This is a genomic window from uncultured Hymenobacter sp., assembly GCF_964242765.1.
Lineage (GTDB): Bacteria > Bacteroidota > Bacteroidia > Cytophagales > Hymenobacteraceae > Hymenobacter.
Genome location: NZ_CAXTBM010000033.1, coordinates 35,151 through 58,698, shown reverse-complemented (window position 1 = coordinate 58,698; position 23,548 = coordinate 35,151). Strand labels below are relative to the sequence as shown.

Annotated in this window: 16 protein-coding genes; 9 read left to right on the top strand and 7 right to left on the bottom strand. The window is 57.7% G+C overall.

The window, feature by feature from the left end; genetic code table 11:
* The first annotated feature begins 61 nt into the window (after positions 1-61).
* Entirely contained in the window at positions 62-1,882 is a 1,821-nt protein-coding gene (locus tag ACFE7X_RS14760) for a glycoside hydrolase family 2 protein (protein ID WP_375436446.1), read from the top strand.
* Between the two features lie 100 nt (positions 1,883-1,982).
* Here ACFE7X_RS14760 and ACFE7X_RS14755 read toward each other — a convergent pair whose 3' ends face one another.
* A complete protein-coding gene (locus ACFE7X_RS14755; protein WP_375436445.1) occupies positions 1,983-2,423 on the bottom strand; it encodes a hypothetical protein in 441 nt (146 codons plus the stop codon).
* A 242-nt stretch (positions 2,424-2,665) separates the two neighbouring features.
* Positions 2,666-9,013, bottom strand: coding sequence for an alpha-2-macroglobulin (locus tag ACFE7X_RS14750; RefSeq protein ID WP_375436444.1), 6,348 nt, complete (start codon positions 9,011-9,013; stop codon positions 2,666-2,668).
* Positions 9,014-9,214: 201 nt separating this feature from the next.
* On the opposite strand from ACFE7X_RS14750, the gene ACFE7X_RS14745 reads away from it, so the two are divergent.
* The 3 genes from ACFE7X_RS14745 to ACFE7X_RS14735 are packed head-to-tail and all read left to right on the top strand — an operon-like array spanning position 9,215 to position 11,657.
* On the top strand, positions 9,215-10,129 hold the full coding sequence (locus tag ACFE7X_RS14745; RefSeq protein WP_375436443.1) for a DoxX-like family protein: 915 nt from the start codon (positions 9,215-9,217) through the stop codon (positions 10,127-10,129).
* A gap of 35 nt (positions 10,130-10,164) precedes the next feature.
* Positions 10,165-10,845, top strand: coding sequence for a DUF4166 domain-containing protein (locus tag ACFE7X_RS14740; protein ID WP_375436442.1), 681 nt, complete (start codon positions 10,165-10,167; stop codon positions 10,843-10,845).
* Positions 10,846-10,892: 47 nt separating this feature from the next.
* A complete protein-coding gene (locus ACFE7X_RS14735; RefSeq protein ID WP_375436441.1) occupies positions 10,893-11,657 on the top strand; it encodes a fatty acid desaturase family protein in 765 nt (254 codons plus the stop codon).
* Positions 11,658-11,663: 6 nt separating this feature from the next.
* Here ACFE7X_RS14735 and ACFE7X_RS14730 read toward each other — a convergent pair whose 3' ends face one another.
* Entirely contained in the window at positions 11,664-12,242 is a 579-nt protein-coding gene (locus ACFE7X_RS14730) for a DinB family protein (RefSeq protein ID WP_375436440.1), read from the bottom strand.
* Positions 12,243-12,367: 125 nt separating this feature from the next.
* Here ACFE7X_RS14730 and ACFE7X_RS14725 point away from each other — a divergent pair, with 125 nt between their 5' ends.
* The 3 genes from ACFE7X_RS14725 (at position 12,368) to ACFE7X_RS14715 (ending at position 15,737) form a co-directional block, all read left to right on the top strand.
* Entirely contained in the window at positions 12,368-13,336 is a 969-nt protein-coding gene (locus ACFE7X_RS14725; protein WP_375436439.1) for a hypothetical protein, read from the top strand.
* Positions 13,337-13,511: 175 nt separating this feature from the next.
* Complete coding sequence (locus tag ACFE7X_RS14720; RefSeq protein WP_375436438.1) at positions 13,512-14,513, top strand: ComEA family DNA-binding protein; 1,002 nt, start codon at positions 13,512-13,514, stop codon at positions 14,511-14,513.
* A gap of 351 nt (positions 14,514-14,864) precedes the next feature.
* Positions 14,865-15,737, top strand: coding sequence for a hypothetical protein (locus tag ACFE7X_RS14715; protein WP_375436437.1), 873 nt, complete (start codon positions 14,865-14,867; stop codon positions 15,735-15,737).
* Positions 15,738-15,836: 99 nt separating this feature from the next.
* Here the strand turns inward: ACFE7X_RS14715 and ACFE7X_RS14710 are convergent, their stop codons facing one another.
* Positions 15,837-16,685 (bottom strand): hypothetical protein, encoded by an 849-nt coding sequence (locus ACFE7X_RS14710; RefSeq protein ID WP_375436436.1) that lies wholly within the window; start codon positions 16,683-16,685, stop codon positions 15,837-15,839.
* Positions 16,686-16,875: 190 nt separating this feature from the next.
* On the opposite strand from ACFE7X_RS14710, the gene ACFE7X_RS14705 reads away from it, so the two are divergent.
* On the top strand, positions 16,876-17,073 hold the full coding sequence (locus tag ACFE7X_RS14705) for a cold-shock protein (protein WP_375436435.1): 198 nt from the start codon (positions 16,876-16,878) through the stop codon (positions 17,071-17,073).
* A 114-nt stretch (positions 17,074-17,187) separates the two neighbouring features.
* Here the strand turns inward: ACFE7X_RS14705 and ACFE7X_RS14700 are convergent, their stop codons facing one another.
* Positions 17,188-17,679, bottom strand: coding sequence for a gliding motility lipoprotein GldH (locus ACFE7X_RS14700; RefSeq protein ID WP_375436434.1), 492 nt, complete (start codon positions 17,677-17,679; stop codon positions 17,188-17,190).
* 14 nt (positions 17,680-17,693) lie between these two features.
* Positions 17,694-19,322 carry a stage 0 sporulation family protein gene (locus tag ACFE7X_RS14695; protein ID WP_375436433.1) on the bottom strand — a complete coding sequence of 543 codons (1,629 nt, stop codon included), beginning with the start codon at positions 19,320-19,322 and terminating at the stop codon, positions 17,694-17,696.
* A 387-nt stretch (positions 19,323-19,709) separates the two neighbouring features.
* On the opposite strand from ACFE7X_RS14695, the gene ACFE7X_RS14690 reads away from it, so the two are divergent.
* Entirely contained in the window at positions 19,710-20,519 is an 810-nt protein-coding gene (locus tag ACFE7X_RS14690) for a M57 family metalloprotease (RefSeq protein WP_375436432.1), read from the top strand.
* 259 nt (positions 20,520-20,778) lie between these two features.
* Here ACFE7X_RS14690 and ACFE7X_RS14685 read toward each other — a convergent pair whose 3' ends face one another.
* On the bottom strand, positions 20,779-23,433 hold the full coding sequence (locus ACFE7X_RS14685; RefSeq protein WP_375436431.1) for a S8 family serine peptidase: 2,655 nt from the start codon (positions 23,431-23,433) through the stop codon (positions 20,779-20,781).
* Between the last annotated feature and the right edge of the window lie 115 nt (positions 23,434-23,548).

Genomic DNA, 23,548 nt, shown 5'->3' with positions numbered 1-23,548 from the left:
AGACGTAGGCCTTATTTGCTGCCTACCTCTCAAGAGGTAGCCGTTCGAAATTCTGCACTCTATGAAACACCACTTCCCAAACTCCTTCATGCGCTATTTGCTACTTGCTCTGGTGAGCTTAGGCTGGAGCCGGACGTTTGCCCAAACGGCTAGCCTTATTACCAACATCGACCACCGGGCTACCACCAGCCTGAACGGCAAGTGGAAAATCATCGTCGACCCCTACGAAACCGGCTTCTACAGCTACCGCATGACCGAAGACCCGAACGGCTACTTCAAAGACCGCAAGGCCAAGGATGCCACGGAGCTAGTGGAGTACAACTTCGATACTTCTGATGAGTTGCATGTGCCCTCTGACTGGAATTCGCAGCGCGAGGACCTAAAGCTCTACGAAGGCACCATCTGGTACAAGAAGGCCTTCGATTACGCCAAGAAAGCTGCTACCAACCGCGTATTCGTGCATTTTGGCGCGGTGAACTACGATGCGCACGTGTACCTCAACGGCAAGAAAATCGGCCGGCACGTGGGCGGCTTCACGCCGTTCAACCTGGAAGTCACCGACCTGTTGCAGGAGAAAGGCAACTTTCTGGTTGTGAAGGCCGACGACAAACGCCTGAAGGAAGCCGTGCCCACGCCCAACACCGATTGGTGGAACTACGGCGGTATCACTCGCGACGTGAAGCTGGTGGAAGTGTCCGCTACGTTTGTGGAAGACTACACGGTGCAACTGGCCAAAGGCAGCCTCAACAAGCTGGATGTGTGGGTGAAGACCAACGGCGCCAGCCCCCAACCCATCACGGTCAGCATCCCGGAAGTGAAAGTGAAGCTCACTGGCACCCCCGACGCCAGCGGCCTAGTGAAGCTCACTGGCAATGCCAAACTGAAGCTATGGTCGCCGGAAAGCCCCAAGCTGTACAAGGTGCAGATTACGAGCGGCTCCGAAACCGTGGAAGACGAAATCGGCTTCCGCAGCATCGAGACCAAAGGCGCGGATATCCTGCTTAACAAGAAGCCGGTGCTGCTCAAAGGCATCTGCATTCACGAAGAAATGCCGACCCGCGGCGCCCGTGCCTACAGCATGGAAGACGCGCAAACCTTACTCGGCTGGGCCAAAGAACTAGGCTGCAACTACGTGCGCTTGGCCCACTACCCGCACAACGAAAACATGACCCGCCTGGCCGATAAGATGGGCCTGATGGTGTGGTCGGAAATTCCGGTGTACTGGACCGTGGATTGGGCCAACCCGGCCACGCTGGCCAACGCCAAGCAGCAACTCACCGAGATGATTACGCGGGACAAAAACAAAGCCTCGGTAGTACTGTGGTCGATGGCCAATGAGACGCCACTCAGCGACAGCCGCCTCAACTTCCTGAAGAGCCAAATCGAAACGGCCCGCCAGCTCGACAATACCCGCCTCATCACGGCCGCGCTGGAAGTGCACAACGCCACCGAAAACACTATGATGATTGACGACCCGCTGGGGCAATACCTCGACGTGCTGGGCTGCAACGAGTACATCGGCTGGTACAGCCGCAAAATCGAGGACTGCGACAACATAACCTGGAAAACCACTTACGACAAGCCCCTTATCATCAGTGAAACCGGCGCCGACTGCGTTGCGGGCATGCACGGCGAAGCTACGGCGCGCTTCACGGAGGAGTTTCAGGACAACTTCTACCAGCACCAATTGGCCATGATCAAGCGCATTCCCTTTCTGCGCGGCGTCACCCCCTGGATCCTCACTGACTTCCGCTCGCCCCGCCGCCCACTACCCGGCATTCAAGACTATTGGAACCGCAAGGGACTAATTTCCGACCGTGGCGAGCGAAAAAAGGCCTTTTACACCCTACAAAAGTTCTACGCAGATTGGAAATTGAAGTAGTCTGCCCGCAGACTACACTAGCTACCAAGCACATAAAAAAGGGGAGAGGCAAACCAATTGGCGTGCCTCTCCCCTTTCACTAGTACACCTTTGCCTTCTACTAGCGACGACGGGTGCTGCGCTTCTTTGCGGTTGATTTGCTTTTGCTAGCTGTTGAGCGGTGCACCGTCTTTTTACGGCTGGCGCTGCTACGGTGCGCCGAAGAACTGCGGTGATAGGTGCGGTGCGGGGCAGCTACTTTAGGAGCCGCTAACGTCTCCGGAACTTTGGTTTCCTCTGTTAGCTCCGGGGTTCGTGCCAGCATTTCGGCGGCGGTTTGCGTGGCCGCTGCTTCTTGCTGGGCGACGTGCTTTAAAGCTGCCGCTTGCTTGCGGCGTACGGGCATTAGAAAGTCGCGCTCGGCACGCTCTTGAACCGAAAGATTTTCTTCGCCCGGAAGAGTAGTTGGCGTAACAGAAGCTGCGTTTTTGTCGCTTTGGGCTAGCACCGGAGCGCTGCTTAGCAGCAAGCCAACCAGCCCAATCATCAGTCGTATCTTCATGTGCTTTTGTCTAATGAAGGGGCGAAGGTACCGCCCGAGACGGGCAAAATCAACGTTGCACATAAAGTTGCTAGCTGGCGTTCCCTATATAGCAGTTGAAAACAAGGGGATGAATTATGGCTGGCAGACGCCAACTTAACCCGCTAAACTTGCATGGCAACCGCTAGCAGAATTCAGTTTAGAACCAACAAAAGCACCGACTTGGGTGGGCAATCCTGCTACCCGCGCCGGCCCACACACCGCTACAACTGCGGAGAAATCTGCACTCTCGTGCCAGTGGAGTGAGTTGTAAATTCCGGAGCATACAGGCACTGAATCTGGCTGAGGCCACCGGAAAAGTCGCCGCTTTGGGTTGCGCGCAGGCGGTACTCGAAGGTGTGAGTGCCTTTGGGAAACCAGCTGATAAAAAAGTTGGTAGCCGCGTCGCGAGGACTTTCATAATAGCCGAGCCCCGATTGGTAGCGGTACCCAGAAGTCTGGCTGATGAGTTCGAGGCCCGCCGCACGCTGGTCTTTGAGGTGCACGTACTCCAGGTCCCGGTCGGAGCGCAGCACCAGGCGCACTACCAGCACGTCGCCCACCCGTAGCGGCGAGGCAGCCGTGAAGCGCTCCAGCGTCGGGCCGCTGGTGGTGCGCTGCTCGCGGTACAGTTGCCGCTCTAGCTGCAACGGCGTAGCGGCGGATGTAATCTTGTCGATTTGCTCGAAATACTGCCAGTATAGGGCGCCCCACGCCACGCCGTTGTCGGTTTTCTTGACTACCACTTTGCCTTGGGCGGGCTTGATTTCCGCTACCGGGAACGTGGTTTTGAAATAGTCCGTACCGGCCTGTTGGCTACTTGGCACCACGGCCCTCCCCCCTACCGTCACCTGAATGGGCTGGGTGGGTTGTAGCCAGTCGGAGCCGCGGAGCAGCAGGGCATAGCAGGCATCGGCGGTGGCGCGGGTGCTGTTCCAGTTCTGGGTTTGCTTCTGCTTGAGCAGCCACAGCTTCATTTCATCCACCGATTTCTGGTCGTTACGCACTTCGCTGTAGGCTTCGATCAGGGTAGCCTGGGTTTCGGTGGGGGCCTCGCGCCAGTAGTAGCCGCCGCGCACTTCTTTCCAGTACATACCAAGTTCCTCGCTGTGCAGGGCGTTTTCGGTGAGGGCCGTGAAAATGTCTTTCACCGCGGCAGGCTGTAGTTTCTGGCGGTGAAAAGCCAGCGCAATTTGGGCTTGGAGGTAGCGGGATTGACTCGGCCAGAACGTAGCGGCCTGCTGCTGGTAATACCCAAAAGCCGCCTGACTTGCCTGATTAACCGACTGGGTAAGCCAGAAACTGCGGGCGTACAAGGCCTGAATCTGCGTGTCGGATACGTGGTTTTGCTTTAGGTCTACGTTTTTCTGGCGGCGTAGCTCCTCATAGTCGCGCTGGAGCTGGCCGTCGAGGTAGAGCACGGCTTGGCTCACGATTTGGCGGGCCTGCGCGTCTTGCTCTATGTTCAGGGCTCCTAGCTTCTGTAGTTTGCCGAAACCAGCCACAACAAGCTGGGTGATGTACCGGTCGTCGGGCATTTGCTCGAACCACGGGAAAGCGCCGTTGGGCTGCTGCATCTTGGCCAGTTTGGTGAGGGCGCGGGTGGTTTCCGTTTTAAGGCGGGTTTCATCAAACAGCTCGGTTAGGCGGCGCATACGCTCGGTGTTGGATTGGGCATCGCGCACCCACGGCGTTTCCTGAAGCAGCAAGAGTTTCAGCTCCTGATTCTGCTCTAGCTTGCTGCTGAGGGCTGCTTTGTCGCCGGCTTGGGCGGCGCGGCTCCACTCGGCTAGCACGGTTTTGAAGCGCGGGTTGCTAGCCAGGATTTTGGCGGCCACCAGGTTGGCATAAAGACGGCTGAACACCTGCTCCGAGCACTCATAGGGGTACTCCATCAGATACGGCAGCGCCTGCACGGCGTACCAGGCGGGGTTCTGCGTCATTTCCAGTGTGAGCGAGTAGTTGCGGCGCGTGGGCGAGGTGGTGCCGGTAAGCTTCTTCAACTCGAATTCCCGCGTAGCCGGGCCAACAATAGGCAGCGGCAAGCTCTCCGTAACGAGCAAGCGGTTGGGCAGCACCGGCAGTGTGTTTTCCTCGCCATCGGATACGGTTCCTAGCTGTTCGCTTTTGGCTTTCCGCTTTTCATTCCTGGTCTTGCGCGAAGTCTTGCCAACTGCTTTCTCGCTTCCCGTAGCTGGCTGCGCTTCTGCTACCACGCGGTAGGTTATGGCTTCGAGCGGCACTTGGCCTTCGGCGGTTTCGGGAATGGCAAGGCTCCAGCCGACGGCGCTGCTTTGGTTGGCTTTCAGATTGAATTCCAGTTGCGCGGAGCCTTCAAGCAACTTACTGTCGAGAGGCTGCTGGGTGCGGGCATCGAGCAGGAAGAGTTGGGCCGTGCCGCGCAGGGGCTGCGTGGTAAGATTGCTGAGTTTGGCCGTGAGTACGAGTTGGTCGCCTTCGCGGAAGAAGCGCGGCGCATTGGGCGTTACTTGCAGCTGCTTTTGCGTGACCAGTTCACGGCGCAGCAACCCGGAGTGCAGTTGTTGGTCGTGGGCCAGGGCCAGCAGTTGCCAGCGCGTTACGGCTTCGGGCATCTGGAACTCCAGCACGGTTTCGCCCTGGGCGTTGGTGCGCAAGTCGGGCAGCCAGAAAGCTGTTTCGCGGAAGTCCTTGCGCGCCTGTACGCCGGCTAGGTCGGGCTGAGGCTGAGAGAACTTTGGCGTTCCGTAGCCGACGGTTACCATTTCGTTGAGGGCTTCTGAATTACTAGCTACATCCTGGGCTATAGCGGCTGCCATGGGAGCTGATGCGGCAGAGGAAACGGCCCCCCGAATGGTAATACTCCTGGCTTTGGATGCTCTACTATATCCCCCTTTTGCTCCCTCCCGCAGCACATCTTCAGATCGTCTTAAGCCACTCGCACCCGCACCTACTCTTACTCCTTGTCCGTAGTCTAAATCCGGAATTTCGTATGGATTGAAAATCTTACTGTACCCCCACCTTTGAATTCCTGGATAGACGTAGTCAGGCACCTCAGCGTCTCCCGAAGAAGGCATCCACAATCCCTGCGACTCCTCCGTTACAAACCGCCCGTTCCAAGCCAGTGCGGGCTGATAATACGGTTTCGGAAACTCTAGCTCCATAAAGGAATGCGGACGGAAAGCATCCAACGATTTATCATATAGAGTAGCTAGCAACTCGGAATTCGCAGGCTGGCCGGCGGCGTTATGGATGGTGACGCGCCAAGTTTCTCTCTGGCCGGGCTGGAGCTTGTCGCGGAAGGTGGCAACGCTGAGCGACAACGGCGCGGGCGGCGTGGCTACTTGCACGGCGGCGGAGTGAGTGTAGAGACGGTTGTCGCGCACCTGCGTGAGGTGAACGTAAAGCTGGCTACCGTCCAGGGTGACGGGGGCCAGAATTTCTATTAAGCGCTGCTCACCAGCCCGGAGCGTGAGCCACTCGTGCCGCAGCGTTTCGTCTTTGGCTTCCATTTCCATCAGAATGTGGGTGTCCGCCTCGGAACTGCCCACCAAGAAACGGGCCGTCTGGCCGGGCTTTACGCTATCCTGCAAGCTCACAAACCAGTCGGGACTAGGCACGGGCAACGTGGCGGCCGAAGCTGAGTAAAGCGTAAACGACTGCTCGACTTTGGCGGCTGGTGCGCCACCAGCCGCGGGAGTTGTGGCAGCCAGCACGTAGCGGCCGGGCGCCTGCTGTGCCAGTGGCAATGCCAAACCTGACAGCAGCGGTGTTTTATTGGTGTCGAAATCCTGCGTGAGTACGAGGGTACGCACCCAAGAGCTGTCGTTGTCTTCGTTGGCATAGGCATCGAGCGGAAACCGTTGCTTGAACTCCTCACGACTCAAGGCTTCCCGCTCTGGCCGCTCCCAGACCCGCGGCCGGTTAGCGCCAGCGGGTGGCGTGAGGTGGTAGAGCTGCCATGTACCGCGAGCGGGCTTTGCCTCGCCGGTGGCGTTGGTGCTAAGCAGTTTCAGGGCCGGTAGCTGTTCACGGTTGAGCTGGTCCGGTACGTCGAGGCGCAACGTTAGGGCCTGACTGCCGAGGCTGACGCGCTGCTCGCCGGTGCGGGTTTCGCCAGCATCATCTGTCACGTCGGCCGTCACCTCGAAAACGTAGCCAGGATTCCAAGGACCGCGCTTCCCTTGGCCTTGCGCTTCCCCTTTGGCAACGAACGTAACCGTAAAACCGCCCACAGAATCGGTGCTGGTGACACCATTGCTGATCTCCACTTGGGGCTGCCCACCGGGGTACCCTATCCGGCCGTCGGAGCCGCGCCCAAACATCGGCCAAAAGGTGCGGCGCACCACTCGAAACTGCACGGTGGCGCCGTCAATGGGCTGGCCGGCGTAGGCGGCAGCTTTGCCGCGCATCGTTACCTGCTGGCCCAATACGGGCGTGCCTGCCACCAACTCAAACGTCACCTGGAATGTGGGTCGCTTGTAATCTTCCACCGCGAAGCTCACGCTGCCGTAGTCGGTTTGCAGGCTTATTTCGCCGTTGAGCAGGGTCGTGGGCAAAATGATGGAACCGTGGAAGCTTCCGAAATCAGAGGTCGTGAAAGGCAGCGTTTGTACGGTCTGCCCATTCACATCCACGAGGCGTACCGACACGGGCTGTTTGGTAAGAAGTTGCGCCTTACCCGCCAGGGCTTCGGTGAAAATGCCTTTAAAGTAAAGTGTCTGACCGGGGCGATAGATGGCGCGGTCGGTATAGAGGAAGGTGCGGCGCCGAGCCTGTTCGGGCTTGGGTTTGCGCACCTGGCCCAGACTGTAATAGCCCCCTTCCGTAACTAATAGCGAATCGCGTCCTTTGGTGAGCAGCACAGCCCGCAGCAGCGTGTTCTGTTGGGGCGTAAAACCTATTGAAATCTGCACTTGGCCTTCGGCAGAAGTGGTTAGAGGCTCCCCGCGCCGTTGCTTGTAGGTGCTAACCTTCTGGTCGTAATACTGAAAAAACGGCAGTACTCGCCCCCCCGCCACCGGCTGCCCGCTTTGGCGGTGCAGCACCAGCAATTCCTGTCCTGCGGGGGTGGCGCCACCCCGGCGCACTTCGCTCAGCTCACTCACTCCCAAAAGCCCATAAGCCGTTGTGACGCCAGTTTGTTTTTTGATGGGGTTTTCGTTGGTGGTGCTCACCAAAATCAGGTAGTGCCCTAGCGGGAGTGCCGGCCCGCTGTGCTGCACCGTGTGCGCCTTATAGTCAGCGGGGCCAGGCAGTTCCAGCGTCCAGGTGGCAGCGGGCGTAGCAGCCAGAGCACGGGCGTACGTTTTTTGGAAGTCGTTCTCGTTCTCGTTGTCTTGCTGCCACAAGCGCCGTACGGCCTGCGCCACTGTCAGCCGATAGGCCTTGGCGTAAAGCCGCGGCGCGTTACGGACGTTCAGCTTCAGCAGCCACGGCTGGCCGGGCAGCACCACGTCCTCCACAGTGAAATTCACTTCCACTTGCTCAATGCTTTGGCGTAAGCTCTTGGCCTGCGCCGCGCCGCGCGACTTCGGAAATTGTTTTTCGGTTTTCAGCGCCAACTCACGGGCTTGGGCAGGTTCGCTTTCTATTAGTGCAGAAGCATGCTCAAACAGAAACTCCGAGCTAATAGGTAGGGCCTTGTACGTTTCGGCTTCGCGGGTTAGGGCGGCGTGGTATAGTTCCTCCTCGTTTGGCAATTCGGCATGCTGGCGCACGAAGCGCAGACGTTTCAAGTCCACGTCAGCTAGTGCAGCTAAGTTCTTGCTGTCCGTGAGTCGAAAGGCAGTGAGTTGCTGCAACACGCGCAGAGCGTGCAACTGGCCGTTCAAAGAATCCGCTTGCGGAGCCTGCAACTGCAAGCGGGCAAAGTCAGATGCGGAACCAAACAATGTAGGGTTCTTCAACTCAAACTGCTCGGCCGGACGCGTGACATAGTACTCGTCGTTTTGCAAGTTATCCACGGCGCGGTGAGCTAGCAGATCGTAGAGCGTAGGGCGCAGGGCTTGGGCCTCGGCAGTACCACTCCGGATGGCATAGCCTAACGCCTTAAGTTGCAGTTGCTGTTGGCGGCGGGGCTCGTCGGCGAGAGACGCGCGGTAGTGGCGCACGATGGCACTGCCGAAGAGGGCAGCGTCCCAGGTCCGCAGGTCGGCGGCGCTGGCATCTGCCGGATTGGGGCCGGCAACGCGCGTCCGGTCAAGGAGTTGATAGCGGTGCTGCTGGTAGTAATTGGCGTAGAGCTGGCCCAAGAGGCTATGCAGTATGGGCCGGACCGGGAATTGGGTGGTCTTCAGGTCCCCTTCCATCAAGGCAATGGCCTTCTCATCCGCTTCTTCCTCTTTGGCATCCAGCAAACGCAGCTTGTAGAGCAAGGCCCGCAGATACTCTGGCGCGTTTTGGCGTTGGCGGGCTTGCTGATAGATGGGCTCTAGCAGCTTAGCGGCCGAGGCGGCTTGGTCTTTGGCTAGCAATTGGTCGATTTTCTTCCAGGTGGCCGCGTTGCCCCCGTTGCCGGGCGGCGTGGGTGCCGAAGAGCCGACCGTGAACAGCATGAGCAGGGCGAATAAGCTGAACAGAAAGAAACGCATGGGGTGGAATTGAATAGCCGGGCGAAGTTGACAAAATTCAGATGCTCTGCTGCACTGAATTCCACACGACACCGCGCAAATAATACTGCTAATAATTACTGCTCGTCCTCGAAAACCAATCGTTTTGCCTTGTCTACTAACCTCGGCAGTAGTACCTTTCTCTAGTAATTATCCTGTCGGCCCCCAGCGGTGCTCCACGATTTGAAAAACATCCCTATCTACGTTGAGGTACGCATCCAATGCCCCATGGAAGCCCTTTGGGCGCACACCCAGCAGCCTGAGCTGCACCAGCAGTGGGACCTGCGTTTCAGCGAAATTTCCTATCTACCCCGCCCTACCAAGGCCGAGCCTCAGCAGTTTCTTTACGCCACCCGCATCGGCTTTGGGCTGGGCGTGGCGGGCAAGGGCGAAAGCATGGGCACCAAAGAGAAAAACGGCGAACGAACCTCGGTTCTCAAGTTCTGGTCGGATGAGTGGCTGTCGTTGATTAAGACTGGCGCGGGCTACTGGAAATACATTCCCACCGACAACGGCCTGCGCTTCCTGACCGGCTACGACTATCAAACCCGCTTTGGTCTGCCCGGCGCCGTGGTTGATAGGCTGGCGTTCCGGCCGCTGATTGGGTGGGCTACGGCCTGGAGCTTCGATTGTCTGCGGCTGTGGCTGGAAAAAGGCATCCGGCCAGCGGTGTCGGTGCGGCTGGCGCTCATGCAGTGGCTGGTGCGGCTGGTGCTGGGACTAAGTTGGATCTACCAGGGCGTAGTACCCAAGCTGCTGTTTCCCGATACCGGCGAGCTGCGCATTTTGCAGGGCGCAGGCTTCTCGGTAGCGGCGGCGCACCGCATCGCCACGGCTGTGGGGGTGAGCGAAATAGGGTTTGGGTTGCTGTTTTGGCTGCTGTCGCGCCGCAGCCTGCGCCTCGTGTATCGGCTTAATATAGTGGGGTTGTTGGTGCTCGGCGCCGGCGCTCTGTTCAGTCAGCCGATGGTATTTGTGGCGCCCTTCAACCCGCTTACCCTCAACCTGTGCATGATGGCCCTGGCCGCCGTTGGCCTGCTTACGCTTTCCGATGAACTGCCAAGCGCCAGCCGCTGCCTGCGTCGGCCGCCTCAATAAGTAGCTTGTTCTTACGGTCCTTATCCTACTTTTCTATGCAATCCATTTATCAACAGCAGCTTGGAGCTGATTTCCAACGACTTCATCCCCGCATTCAGGAACGGCTGGCGTTTGCCAGTGAGCATCAGCGCGCCTTTATTGGCGAGGGCACCATGGAGCAGGTGTGGCACGGACCGTTCTATACGCAGCCGTTTCTGCGGGTCGGTTTGCTACGCAACATCATGTTTCCCGATGCCGGCCAGAACATTCCCTTTCGCATCGAAAACTACGCCTACCTCGACCCACTCGGCCGCGAAACCGTGACTTGGATTCGGCGCTTTGAATTCCCCAAGCACACCCGTTGCTTTGATGCCACCATGATCCGCAGCCAGCAGCGCGACTGTATTGTGGACTACCTCGGCACCCATCAGCACCTCGCCGTTGATATTGATTTGGCCGTAACCGAGCGGGGCGGCTTGCAGCTACGCTCCGGGGAGCAGCGCTTCTACGAAGGCCCCTTTAATTTCCGCTTCCCCATGCTGTTTTCGGGCCTCGCGGAGGTGGAAGAATGGTACGATGATGCCGCCGACTGCTACCGGATTCAGGTGGAAGTGCGCAACAAGATATTCGGCAAGCTCTTCGGCTACCACGGTTCTTTCCGCCCCCGCTGGCAGTCGGTCGGCCCCGACCAGATTCCGGCGTACGCCCTGCCCCGCCGCCACGAGCGGCGCGAATAACGCAGTCTGCCCACCACACACTATTCTTCCTTGTAACCCTCTTTCCGATGAAAACCACCGCTAGTTCTGCGCATTTACAGCTTACCGCCAGCCAGCGCAAGGTAGAACTGGCGCGCCCCTGGGTGCTGGCCGCCCTGTACGTAGGGCTGGCGCTAACCGGCTGGTGGTGGCTGGCGGTGCCGATGGCCGTAGCCGTGTGTTTGGCAGCCTTCGTGCAGATGCACGATGCCATGCACAACGCTTTGGGTTTGCCCAAATTTATCAACAAGCAAATCCTAACGCTCAGCGCCCTGCTCATCCTCAAAAGCGGCCATGCTATGCAGGTGACGCACCTGCGCCACCACGGCCGCTGCCTCACCGAAGACGACCCCGAAGGCGCGCCCGCTACCTGGAGTTTTGCGCGCGTGCTGTGGCAAGGTCCCTGGCACATCCTGATGCTCCGCCGCGAGTCGTTGCGCATTGCCCCCAACACCCGCCGCATTCAACTACTGGAAACCGCCTTGACGGTCGTTGTACTGGCCGCTTTTGTGGCACTGTACTTCCTGACGGGCTCGTTGGTGGGTATTGTATACTGGGGCGTCGCCTTCTTTATGAGTGCCACCATGCCGATTTGGGCGTCTTATATACCGCACCACCTAGCTTCGCGTAACCCCGCTGCCCGGGCAGCCGCTGCCGTAGCGCAGGTCTGGACGCCGGTGGTTTCGTCGTTTGCCTTCCACCATGTGCACCACCATTACCCGCGCGTGCCCACCGCCTTGTTGCACCGCGCTGCCGCCGAGCTTCCCCCATCCCCGGAAGAAGATCATCACTAGCTGAAGCTAAGCCCTTGGTTTGCCATCTAGTACTCGCTCGGCCTGAATTACGTGGCGTTTGATGTGCTCGATCAGCATCTCCACTACATCGGTGAGGCGCGGGTAAAGCAGCGGAATGATAGGATTAGGAATACGGATGGTGTTGGCATTGACGCGGCGGGCGTGCTTTAAGACCCCTTCCAGCTCATCGAGTTGCCGGCTGAACACCTCCACCACTGTGCGGGGCAAGCGCGCGCCGCTCGGGGCGTATTGCTGAGGCGCCTTCATGGCTTTCTGGCTCGGCGGCGTCCGCATGGCTTCCGTCATTTTGCGGCCGATAAAGCCGTGCTGTACTGTTTCGGCCGGCGTGCTGCCGCGCTCCTGGGCCTGCTGTATTTTGTGCGTAATGAGGGGCAGATAACGGCCGCCAATAATGTTGAGATGCTCCAGGCACTGCCCAACACTCCATTTGTCGGGACTGGGTCGGCGGTTGAGTTGATCGTCGGTGAGAGGCCGGAAGCGGCGCTGCGTTATGTCGCGTAGCCGCGCGAGGTCGGCGCTCAGGACGTCGAAAAAGTCAACAGTACGAATCGGGGTCTGACTCATGCGAGAGGTAGGCGAATGGAAAAGAGCAGCAAACCAGTGCGTAATGATACGGGCCACAATTGGCATCGGCAACGCCACTAACCGACCAGAACGGAATCATCTTAAAATCCCGGTATCTTGCCATCATGCGTGCTTTTCAACTTTCTATTTTCTGCCTGTTCCTAACAGTGCTTGGTAGCACCCTAGCCGTAGGGCAGGCCGTGCCTAACCCCGGCGAAAACATTGCCTCGCTTGTTACATTTGGAGCGCAAGCCGAAAGAAGCTGGGGCGACGATGATTTCACGCAAACCTTCTTTTTTCTGGTGCCGAAGCAGAACCGGCAGCCCATCTACATCCGCGTCTTCGACCCCGATTGTGGAGGCCAGCTCGATGAACTGCGCTTCAGTTGGAATACCACCACCGAGTTTAGCTTGTACGGCGGTGCGGGCGCCCACTCCGGTCCCGATGCCCGTGCCACCGAACCCAAGGGCGGTTTTCGGGCGGGCACATTGCTGAAGCAAGTGAAGTTTGGGGCCGACAAAGCCTATGACAACAAGTGGTACACTTTCGGCCCGCTCAATCCGCTGGAAGGCGAGTTGGTGCCCGAGTTTGATGGCTACGTGTTCAAAATCATTGCGCAAGGCAAATCTGGCGACGATGGCAACCTGTATCGTTATTTTCTAAGCACTAGTCCTACCCAGAATATTGCGGTGGAAGGCGGTAATGCTTTCACTTACGAATATGCGTTTCGCCTCATGCCCCAACGGCGCGCCATCACCCACCTCTACCCGTTCGTCAACGACCGGGTGGTGAGTATTCAGCAAAGTAACTTCGACCTGGACGGCGACGTGAGCATCAAGATCTTTAGCGTAGTTAAAAATGGGCACCCGGCCGAGGTCAGCCAAGACAACGTGTGGGCGCGCAGCGTGCACCCCATCAGCAACAAAGAGCACGGCCTTTCGCTGGATATGCGCCTCACTTCCCTCACCAAAGAAGGCAACGACCTGGTATTCTACGTCACCGACCAATACGACGTGGCGTTACCGTTTTTCGCTATTCCCCTCGGGGGGCCTCCCCGCTACCGCTACGAAGTTGACGTGAAAATCAAAAAGTAATACGTGGGTTATATTTTTCGCGGCTTAGCTTACCAGGAAAACTACGCGTGCTAACGTTGCCAAGCTAACCGTTGGGCGGCGCTTGCTGAAGCCCGACGCCGGGTGTTATCAGGCGAGCAAGACAACCGTTATCAACCTATCTAGGTGTATCTCTTACTTACAGAATCTTAGTTGCATGAAGCCTAGCCGTTGGGTTCGTCGTTATTTCGGTTTTTCACGCCGCGAAACTTCCGGCTTTGTGTTGTTGCTAAGCTTGCTGCTGGCGCTCCTTTTGCTGCCCCCACTGCTACGCCCGCGCTTAACCACCTATGATCCTGCTCCGGATCAGCAGCAACTGAATGCTTTAGCGGCCGACTTAGCTGCGCAACGTGAAGTGAAGCAAGCGTATGCTAGCAACAGCCGTTACCCGCGCCGTATCTATGCGCCGCGGGTGCGCGTGCCGCAGGTTGCGCTTGCTCCCTTCAACCCCAACAGCTTCGCGAGTGTGGACTGGCAAGCGCGGGGCTTGCCCCAGTGGCTGGCCGAAAGGCTGGTGAAATACCGCGACGTAGTGGGGGGCTTCCGGGCCAAAGAGCAAATCCGCAAAGCCTACGGCCTCTCCGATACCACCTATGCCCGCTTAGCGCCCTACATTCAGTTGCCGGAGCAGCTGCCGCCCCGCGAGGCCCGCGCCTATGCCAGCCGCTACCCCACTGCGCCCGGTACCGGAGCAACGGGTACAGCGGCGGTGCTGCCTACTAGTAAGTTCGCCCGCAAGCCTCGTAACCTACAGCCCTTCGACCTCAATTCCGCCGATACCACGCAGCTCATGCAGATTCGGGGAATTGGGCGCGGCCTTTCGGCGCGCGTGGTGGAGTATCGGCAGCGGTTGGGAGGCTTTCAGGAGGAAGGGCAGCTAGTGGAAATCTACAGCCTGCGCGACGCGCCCGATCTTGTTGACAGCTTGCGCAAGTACACCTTTGTGCGCCCCGGTTTCACCGCTAGCTTGCTCGACGTAAATAATGCCCCGTTCGAAATCCTTCAGGCGCACCCGTACATGGGCAAGCGTTTGGCGCGGGTAGTGGTTGCCTACCGGCAGCAGCACGGCCCTTTCCGTCAATCCGCCGACCTGCGCCAAATCCGCATCCTTGATGACGTGACGTTCGCTAAGCTCCAACCGTACATACTAATCAAGTGAGATGCTGCTCGGCCATAAGCAGTAAAAAAACGCATCAGTTAGAAAACTCATTAGTGAAACTGAATGCCCAAACACCACACGGATAAAATTTCAACTAGTGCGTTTCTATTATCTAGCGGGCAAGCTTTTCTGAAAGGCGACTTTGGTTGCCATTCCGAGCACAGCGAGGAATCTAACTTCTCCGGCTAGAATGTAAAACTGTCAGATTCCTCGCTGTGCTCGGAATGACAGTTAAGCTTTGTTGAAGCACCACCTTTGGCGCGGCAGAAACTTGTGTGCTACTTGGCAAGGCCTCCGTATGTACCTGAGCTTACGGCTGCTGTTATTACTTTCTCACCTCAATAGTAGAAAATGCTTTTTTTGCTGCGCGACAAGCTATTCCCGGTTTTAGTGTTTCTGCAATCTGTTATCTGCGGCTGCGCCCAGGATGAGGGGCGCGGCGATTTTTCGCGGGTGCGGCAAGACTATGTGGTGCGGCAGATCGGCAAAATGTCGAAGACTATACTAGTGGAAAGCTCGGGCTTCGCGCCAGCCGACGAATACGGCGACTTATGGACGCACGGCGACGGCGGCACGGCGGCCTCCCTCTACAAAGTCACGCCCCAGGGCGACTTGCTCCAAACCCTCGACCTGAGCCCTCTTGTCAACATCGATTGGGAAGACCTAACGCGCGACGACGAAGGCCGCATCTACATCGGCGACTTCGGCAACAACCAGAACAAGCGCCGCAACCTGGCTATCTACCGGCTCGGCGGCTCGGGGTTGCGCCAGATCGATACCATCCGCTTCCGCTACCCCGACCAGCGCGACTTTCCGCCCCGCAAAGACGAGCGCAACTTCGACTGCGAAGCGTTTTATTACCGCCAGGATAGTCTGTACCTGTTCACCAAAAATCGGGGTAAAGGCGACTGGGTGAAGATGTATGCCCTACCGGCGCGCCCTGGCTACCACGTAGCCACGCTGCTCGACAGCATCAAAATCAACACCTGGATAACGGCCGCTGCCCTCAGCCCCGACAGCCGCACCGTGGCACTACTCGGCTATGGCCACATCTACCTGCTAGAACGTCAACCCGGCCGCCGCCTCTTCGATGGGCCCAAGAGTTGCTTACCCATTCCTAGTTCCGGCCAAACTGAAGCTCTTACTTTCCTCGACAACAACAACTTCGTTTTCAGCAACGAGAAGGGCCGTATTTACCAAGCTACCAAACGCTTAGCCAAGTAAGGCTGCTACCATTCCGAGGCACAAGAAATCCAAGGCTAACTGTTATAAGCTGCCTCAGATTCCTTGTACCTCGAAATGACGGCCCGTCGATGAAACCGCTTATTGGGCTTTAGGATCGGTGTTTTGTGGCCCAGACTGGCCGGGGGCATCTGTTTTGGGACCGGTAGGATCGTTGTAAGACCCACCGCGGCTGCCAATGCCCGTGCTGGTGTTGCCTTGCTCACTTTCCTCGCCCTCTGTGCGCACATAGCCGGTGCGCGACTCATCGGCATCACGGGCAGTATCGGATTTGGTGTGCTCATTGGCACCGGCTACAGCCGGTTGGTTGGGCACGGGCGCGGGCTTGGCCTGGAAACCACCAGGAGCTGCGGCAGCGTCTTTGGAATCGGCGGGAATGTAATCCTCTTCTTGGTTGCGCTGGCCAGTTAGGTTAGCCCCGGCGTTGCCTGCCGCCCCACTTCCCACTAGTGAGGAGCGGCCGTAGTCTTCGCTGTAGCCGCCACCCGTGCGCTGCGGGGCGTCGTTGTCGTTGGCATAGTCGGGCGAGACAGTAGAGCCATTAGGGGGAGTTTCCGGCTGGGTTCCGAACGAGCTGGAACTACGGTTGGTGGGCGTACTAGCCTCAGAGCCAGTGTTGTTTTCGGACTTGCCACCGTCGTAGCTGCCCCGGGTGGGCGGGGCGGGTGCTAGCTGCCCGCCATACACTTCATCGGCCCGATACTGGTTGCCGTGGCCGCCTTGCGTGTGGCCCGGGCCGTGCGGTCCGAACTCGCCCCGGCCCGGGCTGGCCTGCTGGTTTTCGGTGCGGTCTTCGTCGGCATAGGCCTCGGTGATGCTGTTGGTAGCTTCGCTGCCCGGCACCTCATGGGGGTCGAAAGCGGGTGTGGGAGGCGTGGTAGTAGCGGCCGGGGTGGCGTGGTCGGGGTTTGGCTTGGCTTGGGGTTCCATAAGCAGAAAGGGCAGGAAGTGAAACGACAACTTCTAATACTGGGGCAGTAAGGTCGGGCAGTTATTGCTACGCTTCTGCTGTTGCTGGGGTTGGAATTGGCGCGCCTGCGTTGGGTGAGTTCCGAAATACCCCTTAGATTTACCCGCGTCTTTTTACCCTTTCCACTACCAAATCAACCTTATTACCCTTATGAAAACCGGGAAAGTGAAGTTTTTCAATGAAGCCAAGGGGTTTGGCTTTATTATTCAGGATGAGAATAGCCAGGATATTTTTGTGCACCAGACGGGCCTAGTGCACGAAATTCGGGAGAATGATCGGGTTTCGTTCGAAGTTATTGAAGGCAAAAAAGGGCTGAATGCAGTTAAAGTGGAACGTATCGCAGTATAGCTACTTTGAGCTTCGCACAAACAAAGACGCCCCGGTTTCCAAACCAGGGCGTCTTTGTTTTCCAAGGAAACTAACTTGAAGTATACGTCAAGCAGCTTAGTTGAGCGGGCTGCTTTAGGGGGCAGCAAGTTTTGCCTGGGCTACCCGCACTCCCACCGCCATCAGGCCCGGCAGTTGGTCTTGGCGCATGTACTGCTCCAACACAATCTTGTAGGTACCCGACCGCTGAAACTTCTGGTTGGGCAAAGCCAGAAACTGATGGTCGTAGATGTCGCCGGTGCCTTTGCCGCGGGGCTCGCCGGTTTGCGGGTCCATCAATAGCATTTGGTGCAGCAACTGCGACACCTGCTTGTTGGCCGGATCGGTGAGCGTGTGCTTCACGTACAGGTTGTAGTAGCCGTAGGACGACGCATTCCGGATGTTGAAATACACATCGTAGCGCTGGGTAGTATCCGCAATATCGAAGATAAAAGCTGGCTTCTGCCGCACCGACCAGGTGTACTTGTCGAAATCAATGTTCTTCTCATACACCTGGTTGGGGTCGCAGGCAGTCAACAGCACAGCCAGAAACAGCCCGAGGGCTGGCAGCAAACGAAACGTGGGCATAAACATCAAGGCAACTAGGAAGCGGCAGGAGAAACAGAAGACGAACCGGGGGCGTCACCCTCGGGCCGGCGCCCACCGCGGCGGCCCGAACGGCCTCCTTCGCGTGGCGAACGGCTGGCATTGCCTTCTGCGCCGCTCGCTCGGCTGACGCCGCCTTCTCCCGGCGTTGCCGTTCCGCGCCCACTGCGCCGCTCGCCGCCTTGGCGGGGTGGGCGCGGCTCGGTGCTACCGGCAGGTTTGCCGCCTTCAGCTGGCGGGTTCCGCTTGCCTTCGGCAGTACGCGGCTGGCCTTCACTGCGCGTTCCGTCCGCAGAGTTACCGGAGCGGTTGCGGTTATTGCGGCGGTTGAGGGGCCGGGCCGCCGCACCTCGCGGACGGCGAACTTCCTCGCTGGCAGCGGCAGGCTCGGGGGCAACTGCTGCATCGGCTGTCGATGCCGGCGGACGAGCAGCACTTGCTGCCGGGTTAGCTCCGTCGCGGGAAGCTACTAATGCGGCGGCTGCATCCTCCGATTTATTTTTCTTTTTGCCGCGCTTACTGCGCTTCCCTGATTTGATTTTGTCATCAAGGCGCTCCAACGAGCCTTCCACGATGGCGGTTACTTCGGGCGCTTTTTCTTCTTCGCGCACGGGTTCCAGCAGCGTTTCCACTTTCTCACCGCGCTTGTTCATTTCCAGCACTTCGCGCACCCGCTCGGTGGGGAGTACCACCCAGTTGTTATCGCCCCGCACGGCAAACCACATTTTCTTTTTGAAAATGTCGGTTTTTTGCAGCACGTAGTCGCCTTTCTCGGTTTGCAGCGGGCGTTGCACCTGCGGAATGTCTTTCAGGGCATCGAGGTAGGTATCGAGCTCGTAGTTGAGGCAGCACTTGAGGCGGCCGCATTGGCCGGAGAGTTTGGCTGGGTTCAAACTCAGATTTTGATAGCGAGCCGCGGTAGTGCTTACGCTTTTGAAATCGGTGAGCCAGGTGGAGCAGCATAGCTCGCGCCCGCACACGCCAATACCGCCGAGGCGGCCGGCTTCGTGGCGCAACGATATCTGCCGCATTTCCACCCGCACCCGAAACTCATCGGCAAGCCGCTTAATCAGGTCCCGAAAGTCCACCCGGTCCTCGGCCGAATAGAAGAAAGTAGCGCGGGTGCGGTCGGCTTGGTACTCCACATCGGAGAGCTTCATGCGCAGGCGCAGTTCGTCTACCACGGTGCGGGCCCGGAACATAGTGCCGGTTTCCAGGTCGCGCACGGCATTCCAGCGCTCCATATCCTGCTCGGTAGCCACACGCAAGATGTTGTGGATGTCTTTGGAGTCGAGGGGCACTTTCTTTTTCTTCATCTGCAAGCGCACCAGTTCGCCTTTGAGCGAGACGTGGCCCAAGTGCCAGCCATTACCACCTGCTTCCACTATCACGGCATCGCCGGTGACCAGTGGCAGGTGGTGGGTGTTGCGGTAAAAATCCTTGCGGCCGCCCTTGAAGCGGATCTCAACGGTATCAAAGCCTTTAAAGTCGCTCGGGGTGTCCAGATCCTGGAGCCAGTCGAACACATTGAGGCGGGTACAGCCGCTACTACAGCTGCCTTTCGAGCCGCAGCCCGAGGTAGTAGTAGAGCAGCCACCGCCAGTAGAACAGGAAGTACAAGCCACTGTGAAAGATCTATATAGTGAAGCAGCGTCAGGCACCGCGAAAAATCAGTTTCTACAAAGATACATAATTCGAAAGCGGGGTTCAGCTCACTCATTTCAACTGAAATTATCCACTGGAATCAACGCTACTGAACTGTATTATTCAACCTTCTTACGTTCTGTTGGACAAAATCTTTAATTATATTTTTTACAGCCCCACTGATTACCTCATGCTGCCTTCATTCGCTGCATATGCGGTTTTTCATAGGGAATTGACATCTTCCTAGAAATACTGTCTTGTGTATAATTATGTCAATATCGCTGGATATATTTTGAAGTATCATCAAGAAAGCACTACTTTTTCAGCACAGTTAGCTCCTTTCTTCCACAACCAAACCAACCTCTTTCATGAAAAAAAATCAATTACTCACTCCGCTAGCGCTTTTGATGGGCGCTGCTATGGCACTTACCTCTTGCGAGAAGAAGCAGGAAGTAGTAGCAAAAAATGAAATATCAGAAGAAAGCTTAAGTCAGATTCGTTCACTTGGTTTTAGTACTCAGGAAGCCAAGCAGATAGACGGTGGCATTCTGGTAGAAGGTGATATTTTGTTGACTAACGAGATGCTTGCCAGTCAGCCCGAGTACTCGATGCTGCGTGTGGGCCAGGACGAGCAGTACCGAACCAACAATTTAGTAAGCACGGCGAGTGGCACACGCACGATTACCATTCGGGTTTCGACCAGCCTGCCTTCCGCCTACATCACGGCTACGGACGAGCTGATCCGGCGCTACAATGCCGAGAATCTACGCCTGCGCTTTTCCCGCGTTACGTCGGGCGGCAGTATCGTGCTGACGGCTGCGCCTGCTGGCTCGGACTACCTGGCTTCGGCAGGCTTCCCTTCGGGCGGCAATCCTTACGGCCAGGTTGCGGTTAACTCGGGTGCCATCGGCACGGCCAACGCCTCCACGTACATTGCTACTATTCTGGCGCACGAGGTGGGCCACTGCATCGGCTTCCGTCACACCGACTACGCCGACCGTTCCTACAGCTGCGGCGGACAGTATACCAACGAGGGCGCTAGTTCGGTAGGGGCCGTTCTGGTTCCGGGTACGCCTTCCGGCCCAGACCCATCCTCGTGGATGCTGGCCTGCATCGGCTCGGGTGCCAACCGTCCGTTCAATTCCAACGACCGTACGGCCCTCAACTATCTGTACTAAGCAGCAGAGCTATTTAAACTAGTTTAGCTACCAAACAAAAACCCTGGCTGGAAATGGCCAGGGTTTTTGTTTGCTCTTTTCTACGTAGCTGCTGAGCTTAAAGCAATTTACGGCTACTGCTTTTCAGCATCTGCCCTCGTTGAAAGGAGAAACTAAGGGCGAAATTGGTCTTCACTCTACTATCTGAATCTCAGGAGTTTTAACTCCACCGAATTAACATTCCCTTGTATCATATATAATAAGGATAACAGCCGCGATACTATAGTATCACGAGGCGACGGGTGAAGTTGGTGCCGGCGACATGAGCGCGCAACAGGTACACGCCAGCACGCAGGCCCTTGGTATCGAAGGCGTTGATGGCCCCTTTCATATCGGCTTCACGTACGAGGCGGCCCAGGCTGTCGTAGAGGCGCAGGTGCAGCGGCATGCCCGGTTCGCCGATTACACTTAGCAACTCACCAGCCAACACGGGCACAGGAAACACCAGCAAGTCCTGGCGGCGGACGTGGTAGACCGATTCTATTTGGCTGTAGAACTCTCGACCGTTAGCATCCCGAAGGAGCATTCGGTACTCGTTGAACCCTGGCGCAGCATCTAGGTCTGTAAGTTGGGTGGCGAGGGCAAAAGGCAAGTTCAAACTTTGAACGGTGCGAAATCCACCTTGCTCACGGCGCTGCAAGTCGACGGATTGCAGGCGGTAGGTACTGCCTAGCTCCAGCAGTAACTGCACGGTATCGGCCACGGCCTGCCGCGGCACAAAAGAGCGCAAGTAGCAGTCGAGCCCGGTATTGGCAACGTCGAGGGTGGTGCCTCGTTCGCCGCGCAACGTGCCTAACACAGGTTCTACGGCATAGTAAGAAGACACTTCTCGTTGCGCTTTCGATAACACAAACGCAGTGTCCGTAGTAAGCAGAAACGGTTCTAACTGCGTGGCACCAAGGCGGTACACCTGGTAGCGGGTGGCTCCGGGCACACGCCCCCAATACAGCAACGTCTCGTCGGGGCAGGCATAACCGACGCGCAACGGCAGCGCGGACCCGATAGCAAAAGTATCCGACACATACGCAGTGCCGGTGGCAGTTGTTAGCCGCAGTTGGGCCAGTGTGGTCGCCTCAGGGACCAACCAAGCGTAGCTGCGTTGGGCCAAGTCGATAGCAGGGTTGATTAGCTGCCAAGTATTGGTCCCGATGGGGCGATAGTCGAGGCGGGCAGTGGTAGCGGGGCCAGCCCACTGCCAGCGTAGCGGCTCGGTGGTGCCCGGCTGGAGGCCGAGAGTGCTAAGCGGGTGCATCCACTCCAAGTCCCTTTCAAACTCGTATGCCACGCTGAACGCCTGCGGACCGATAGGCACGTTGAAGCCGCGCACGGACACCATGTATTTGGCGGGCGAAGCAATGGGCAGTGTAATCTGCTCGACGTTATTGAGATGGTCGGGACGGCGGCGCGCGGGCAAAGCCAGCGAATCGGGGTGTGGAAAAGCACTTAGCGTCCAAGGCAGCCAGTGCGTGCTGGTGCCGGCACTTAAATCGACTAGTTCCAGGTCCAGATCGTTGACGAGAGCTTGGCGAGCATTGGCAGCTGCTTCGGGGTCGGTCCAGGTTAACGTTACTTTCAAGCGTTGAGTACCGGGTGGTGCCACCAGTACAAACTGCTGCACTTGGCCTTGCTCAACTATACCCGTCATATAATGCCCGTCGAGCAGAGCGCGCACAGCGCCTAACGCGTCTGCCTGCCCGAAGCCCGACACAAAATCCACTTCGGGGCGGCCCGTATCGTCGGCGCTGTTGAGCAACGCTGCCTTTACCAGTGCCGCGGGCGGCAATATGCCATTGTTGCGGTTGCAATACGCTTGTTGGGCTAGCAAACTAATCCCTGATACCAGCGCGGCCGCATCGGAAGAGCCGTCGTCACCGAAAGCTACCAGTTCTGGCTTTATACGACCATCGTGAGCGGGGCCGCGCGAACTAAGCGGCGCCACTTGCCCTAATGCGTTGGTGGCACCCACACTTAGCGTGTTCTTCGACATCTTGAATTGCCCCGTTAGGTTGGCTACCGCTGTTAAGCCTTGGTAGGTGCCCGTAGCACTGGTCTGGTTGCCCGAATTGCCCGACGAAAAAACGTGCAGCAGCGTCGGATACCGTCGGCTCTGCACATCGTACGCCTGCGCTTCCAAGCCATAATAGTTTTCGATGCCGGTGCCGTAAGAATGGTTTTGCACGCTCACTCCACGCGGCGCAAGCTGCGCATCGCTATCGGGCAGTAAGTTGGCGTAGTCAGACGACGTAAGTCGGGCCTGCCACGCAGCCCCTTTGCCGCTCGGCGCCGAGTTGCCCCCGCCCGCAATAAGCGTAGCCATGATGGTGGCGTGTTCCGACCGGCTAGTAGGGGTAAGATTAACATCGACTAAACGCCCCTTGAAGTCGATGTCCGTAGGGTCGAAAGGATTTTCTTTTACCGATACGGTAAGCCCCTGCCCCGTGAGGTTGGGATAGCGCCGGTGCACCGCCGACACGGTATTGACCGTTGGATCGGCTCGGTTTAGCTGCCGCTCGTCGTGCGCCGGGCGGTTGGGCGCATCCACAAACCCCACCAGCGGAGAGCTTAGCAGCAAGTCTACTTGTGCGCTGGTTATCCCATAAATCAGTAAAAGGCTAGGGTGCCCGGCTTCGGATTTCACTTGCACACCCGGCAATGCTTCGTGAACCCAGTCTTTAAATGCCGCCTGTTCTCGCACACTTACCCGCACGTTGGTTTTCACTGCTGGCTGCCGAGTTGCTATGCGTAGCGTGGGCGCCAGCTTATCGGGCAGCGCAGTCTTGGCTTGTTGAGCCAGCAGCTGGCTTGGCCAGACAAGCACTAATACGCTAAGCAGGAAACAGCCCCGAAGCCAACCCCGGACAGCGTGATAGATCATAGAGAAACGAGTAGATTTCTTAACGATACGCTCGATTAATAAAGCTCAACAGGATTTTTCAAAGGTAATAGAAATGCCCCATCAACTTCCCTCCTTCTGCCTTGCCTGCGCTATA

Bases quoted from the DNA above. Each gene is read 5' to 3' on its own strand.
- ACFE7X_RS14760 (WP_375436446.1), top strand. From the start codon at position 62: ATGAAACACCACTTCCCAAACTCCTTCATGCGCTATTTGCTACTTGCT.
- ACFE7X_RS14755 (WP_375436445.1), bottom strand. From the start codon at position 2,423: ATGAAGATACGACTGATGATTGGGCTGGTTGGCTTGCTGCTAAGCAGC.
- ACFE7X_RS14750 (WP_375436444.1), bottom strand. From the start codon at position 9,013: ATGCGTTTCTTTCTGTTCAGCTTATTCGCCCTGCTCATGCTGTTCACG.
- ACFE7X_RS14740 (WP_375436442.1), top strand. From the start codon at position 10,165: ATGCAATCCATTTATCAACAGCAGCTTGGAGCTGATTTCCAACGACTT.
- ACFE7X_RS14735 (WP_375436441.1), top strand. From the start codon at position 10,893: ATGAAAACCACCGCTAGTTCTGCGCATTTACAGCTTACCGCCAGCCAG.
- ACFE7X_RS14730 (WP_375436440.1), bottom strand. From the start codon at position 12,242: ATGAGTCAGACCCCGATTCGTACTGTTGACTTTTTCGACGTCCTGAGC.
- ACFE7X_RS14725 (WP_375436439.1), top strand. From the start codon at position 12,368: ATGCGTGCTTTTCAACTTTCTATTTTCTGCCTGTTCCTAACAGTGCTT.
- ACFE7X_RS14720 (WP_375436438.1), top strand. From the start codon at position 13,512: ATGAAGCCTAGCCGTTGGGTTCGTCGTTATTTCGGTTTTTCACGCCGC.
- ACFE7X_RS14715 (WP_375436437.1), top strand. From the start codon at position 14,865: ATGCTTTTTTTGCTGCGCGACAAGCTATTCCCGGTTTTAGTGTTTCTG.
- ACFE7X_RS14710 (WP_375436436.1), bottom strand. From the start codon at position 16,685: ATGGAACCCCAAGCCAAGCCAAACCCCGACCACGCCACCCCGGCCGCT.
- ACFE7X_RS14705 (WP_375436435.1), top strand. From the start codon at position 16,876: ATGAAAACCGGGAAAGTGAAGTTTTTCAATGAAGCCAAGGGGTTTGGC.
- ACFE7X_RS14700 (WP_375436434.1), bottom strand. From the start codon at position 17,679: ATGCCCACGTTTCGTTTGCTGCCAGCCCTCGGGCTGTTTCTGGCTGTG.
- ACFE7X_RS14690 (WP_375436432.1), top strand. From the start codon at position 19,710: ATGAAAAAAAATCAATTACTCACTCCGCTAGCGCTTTTGATGGGCGCT.
- ACFE7X_RS14685 (WP_375436431.1), bottom strand. From the start codon at position 23,433: ATGATCTATCACGCTGTCCGGGGTTGGCTTCGGGGCTGTTTCCTGCTT.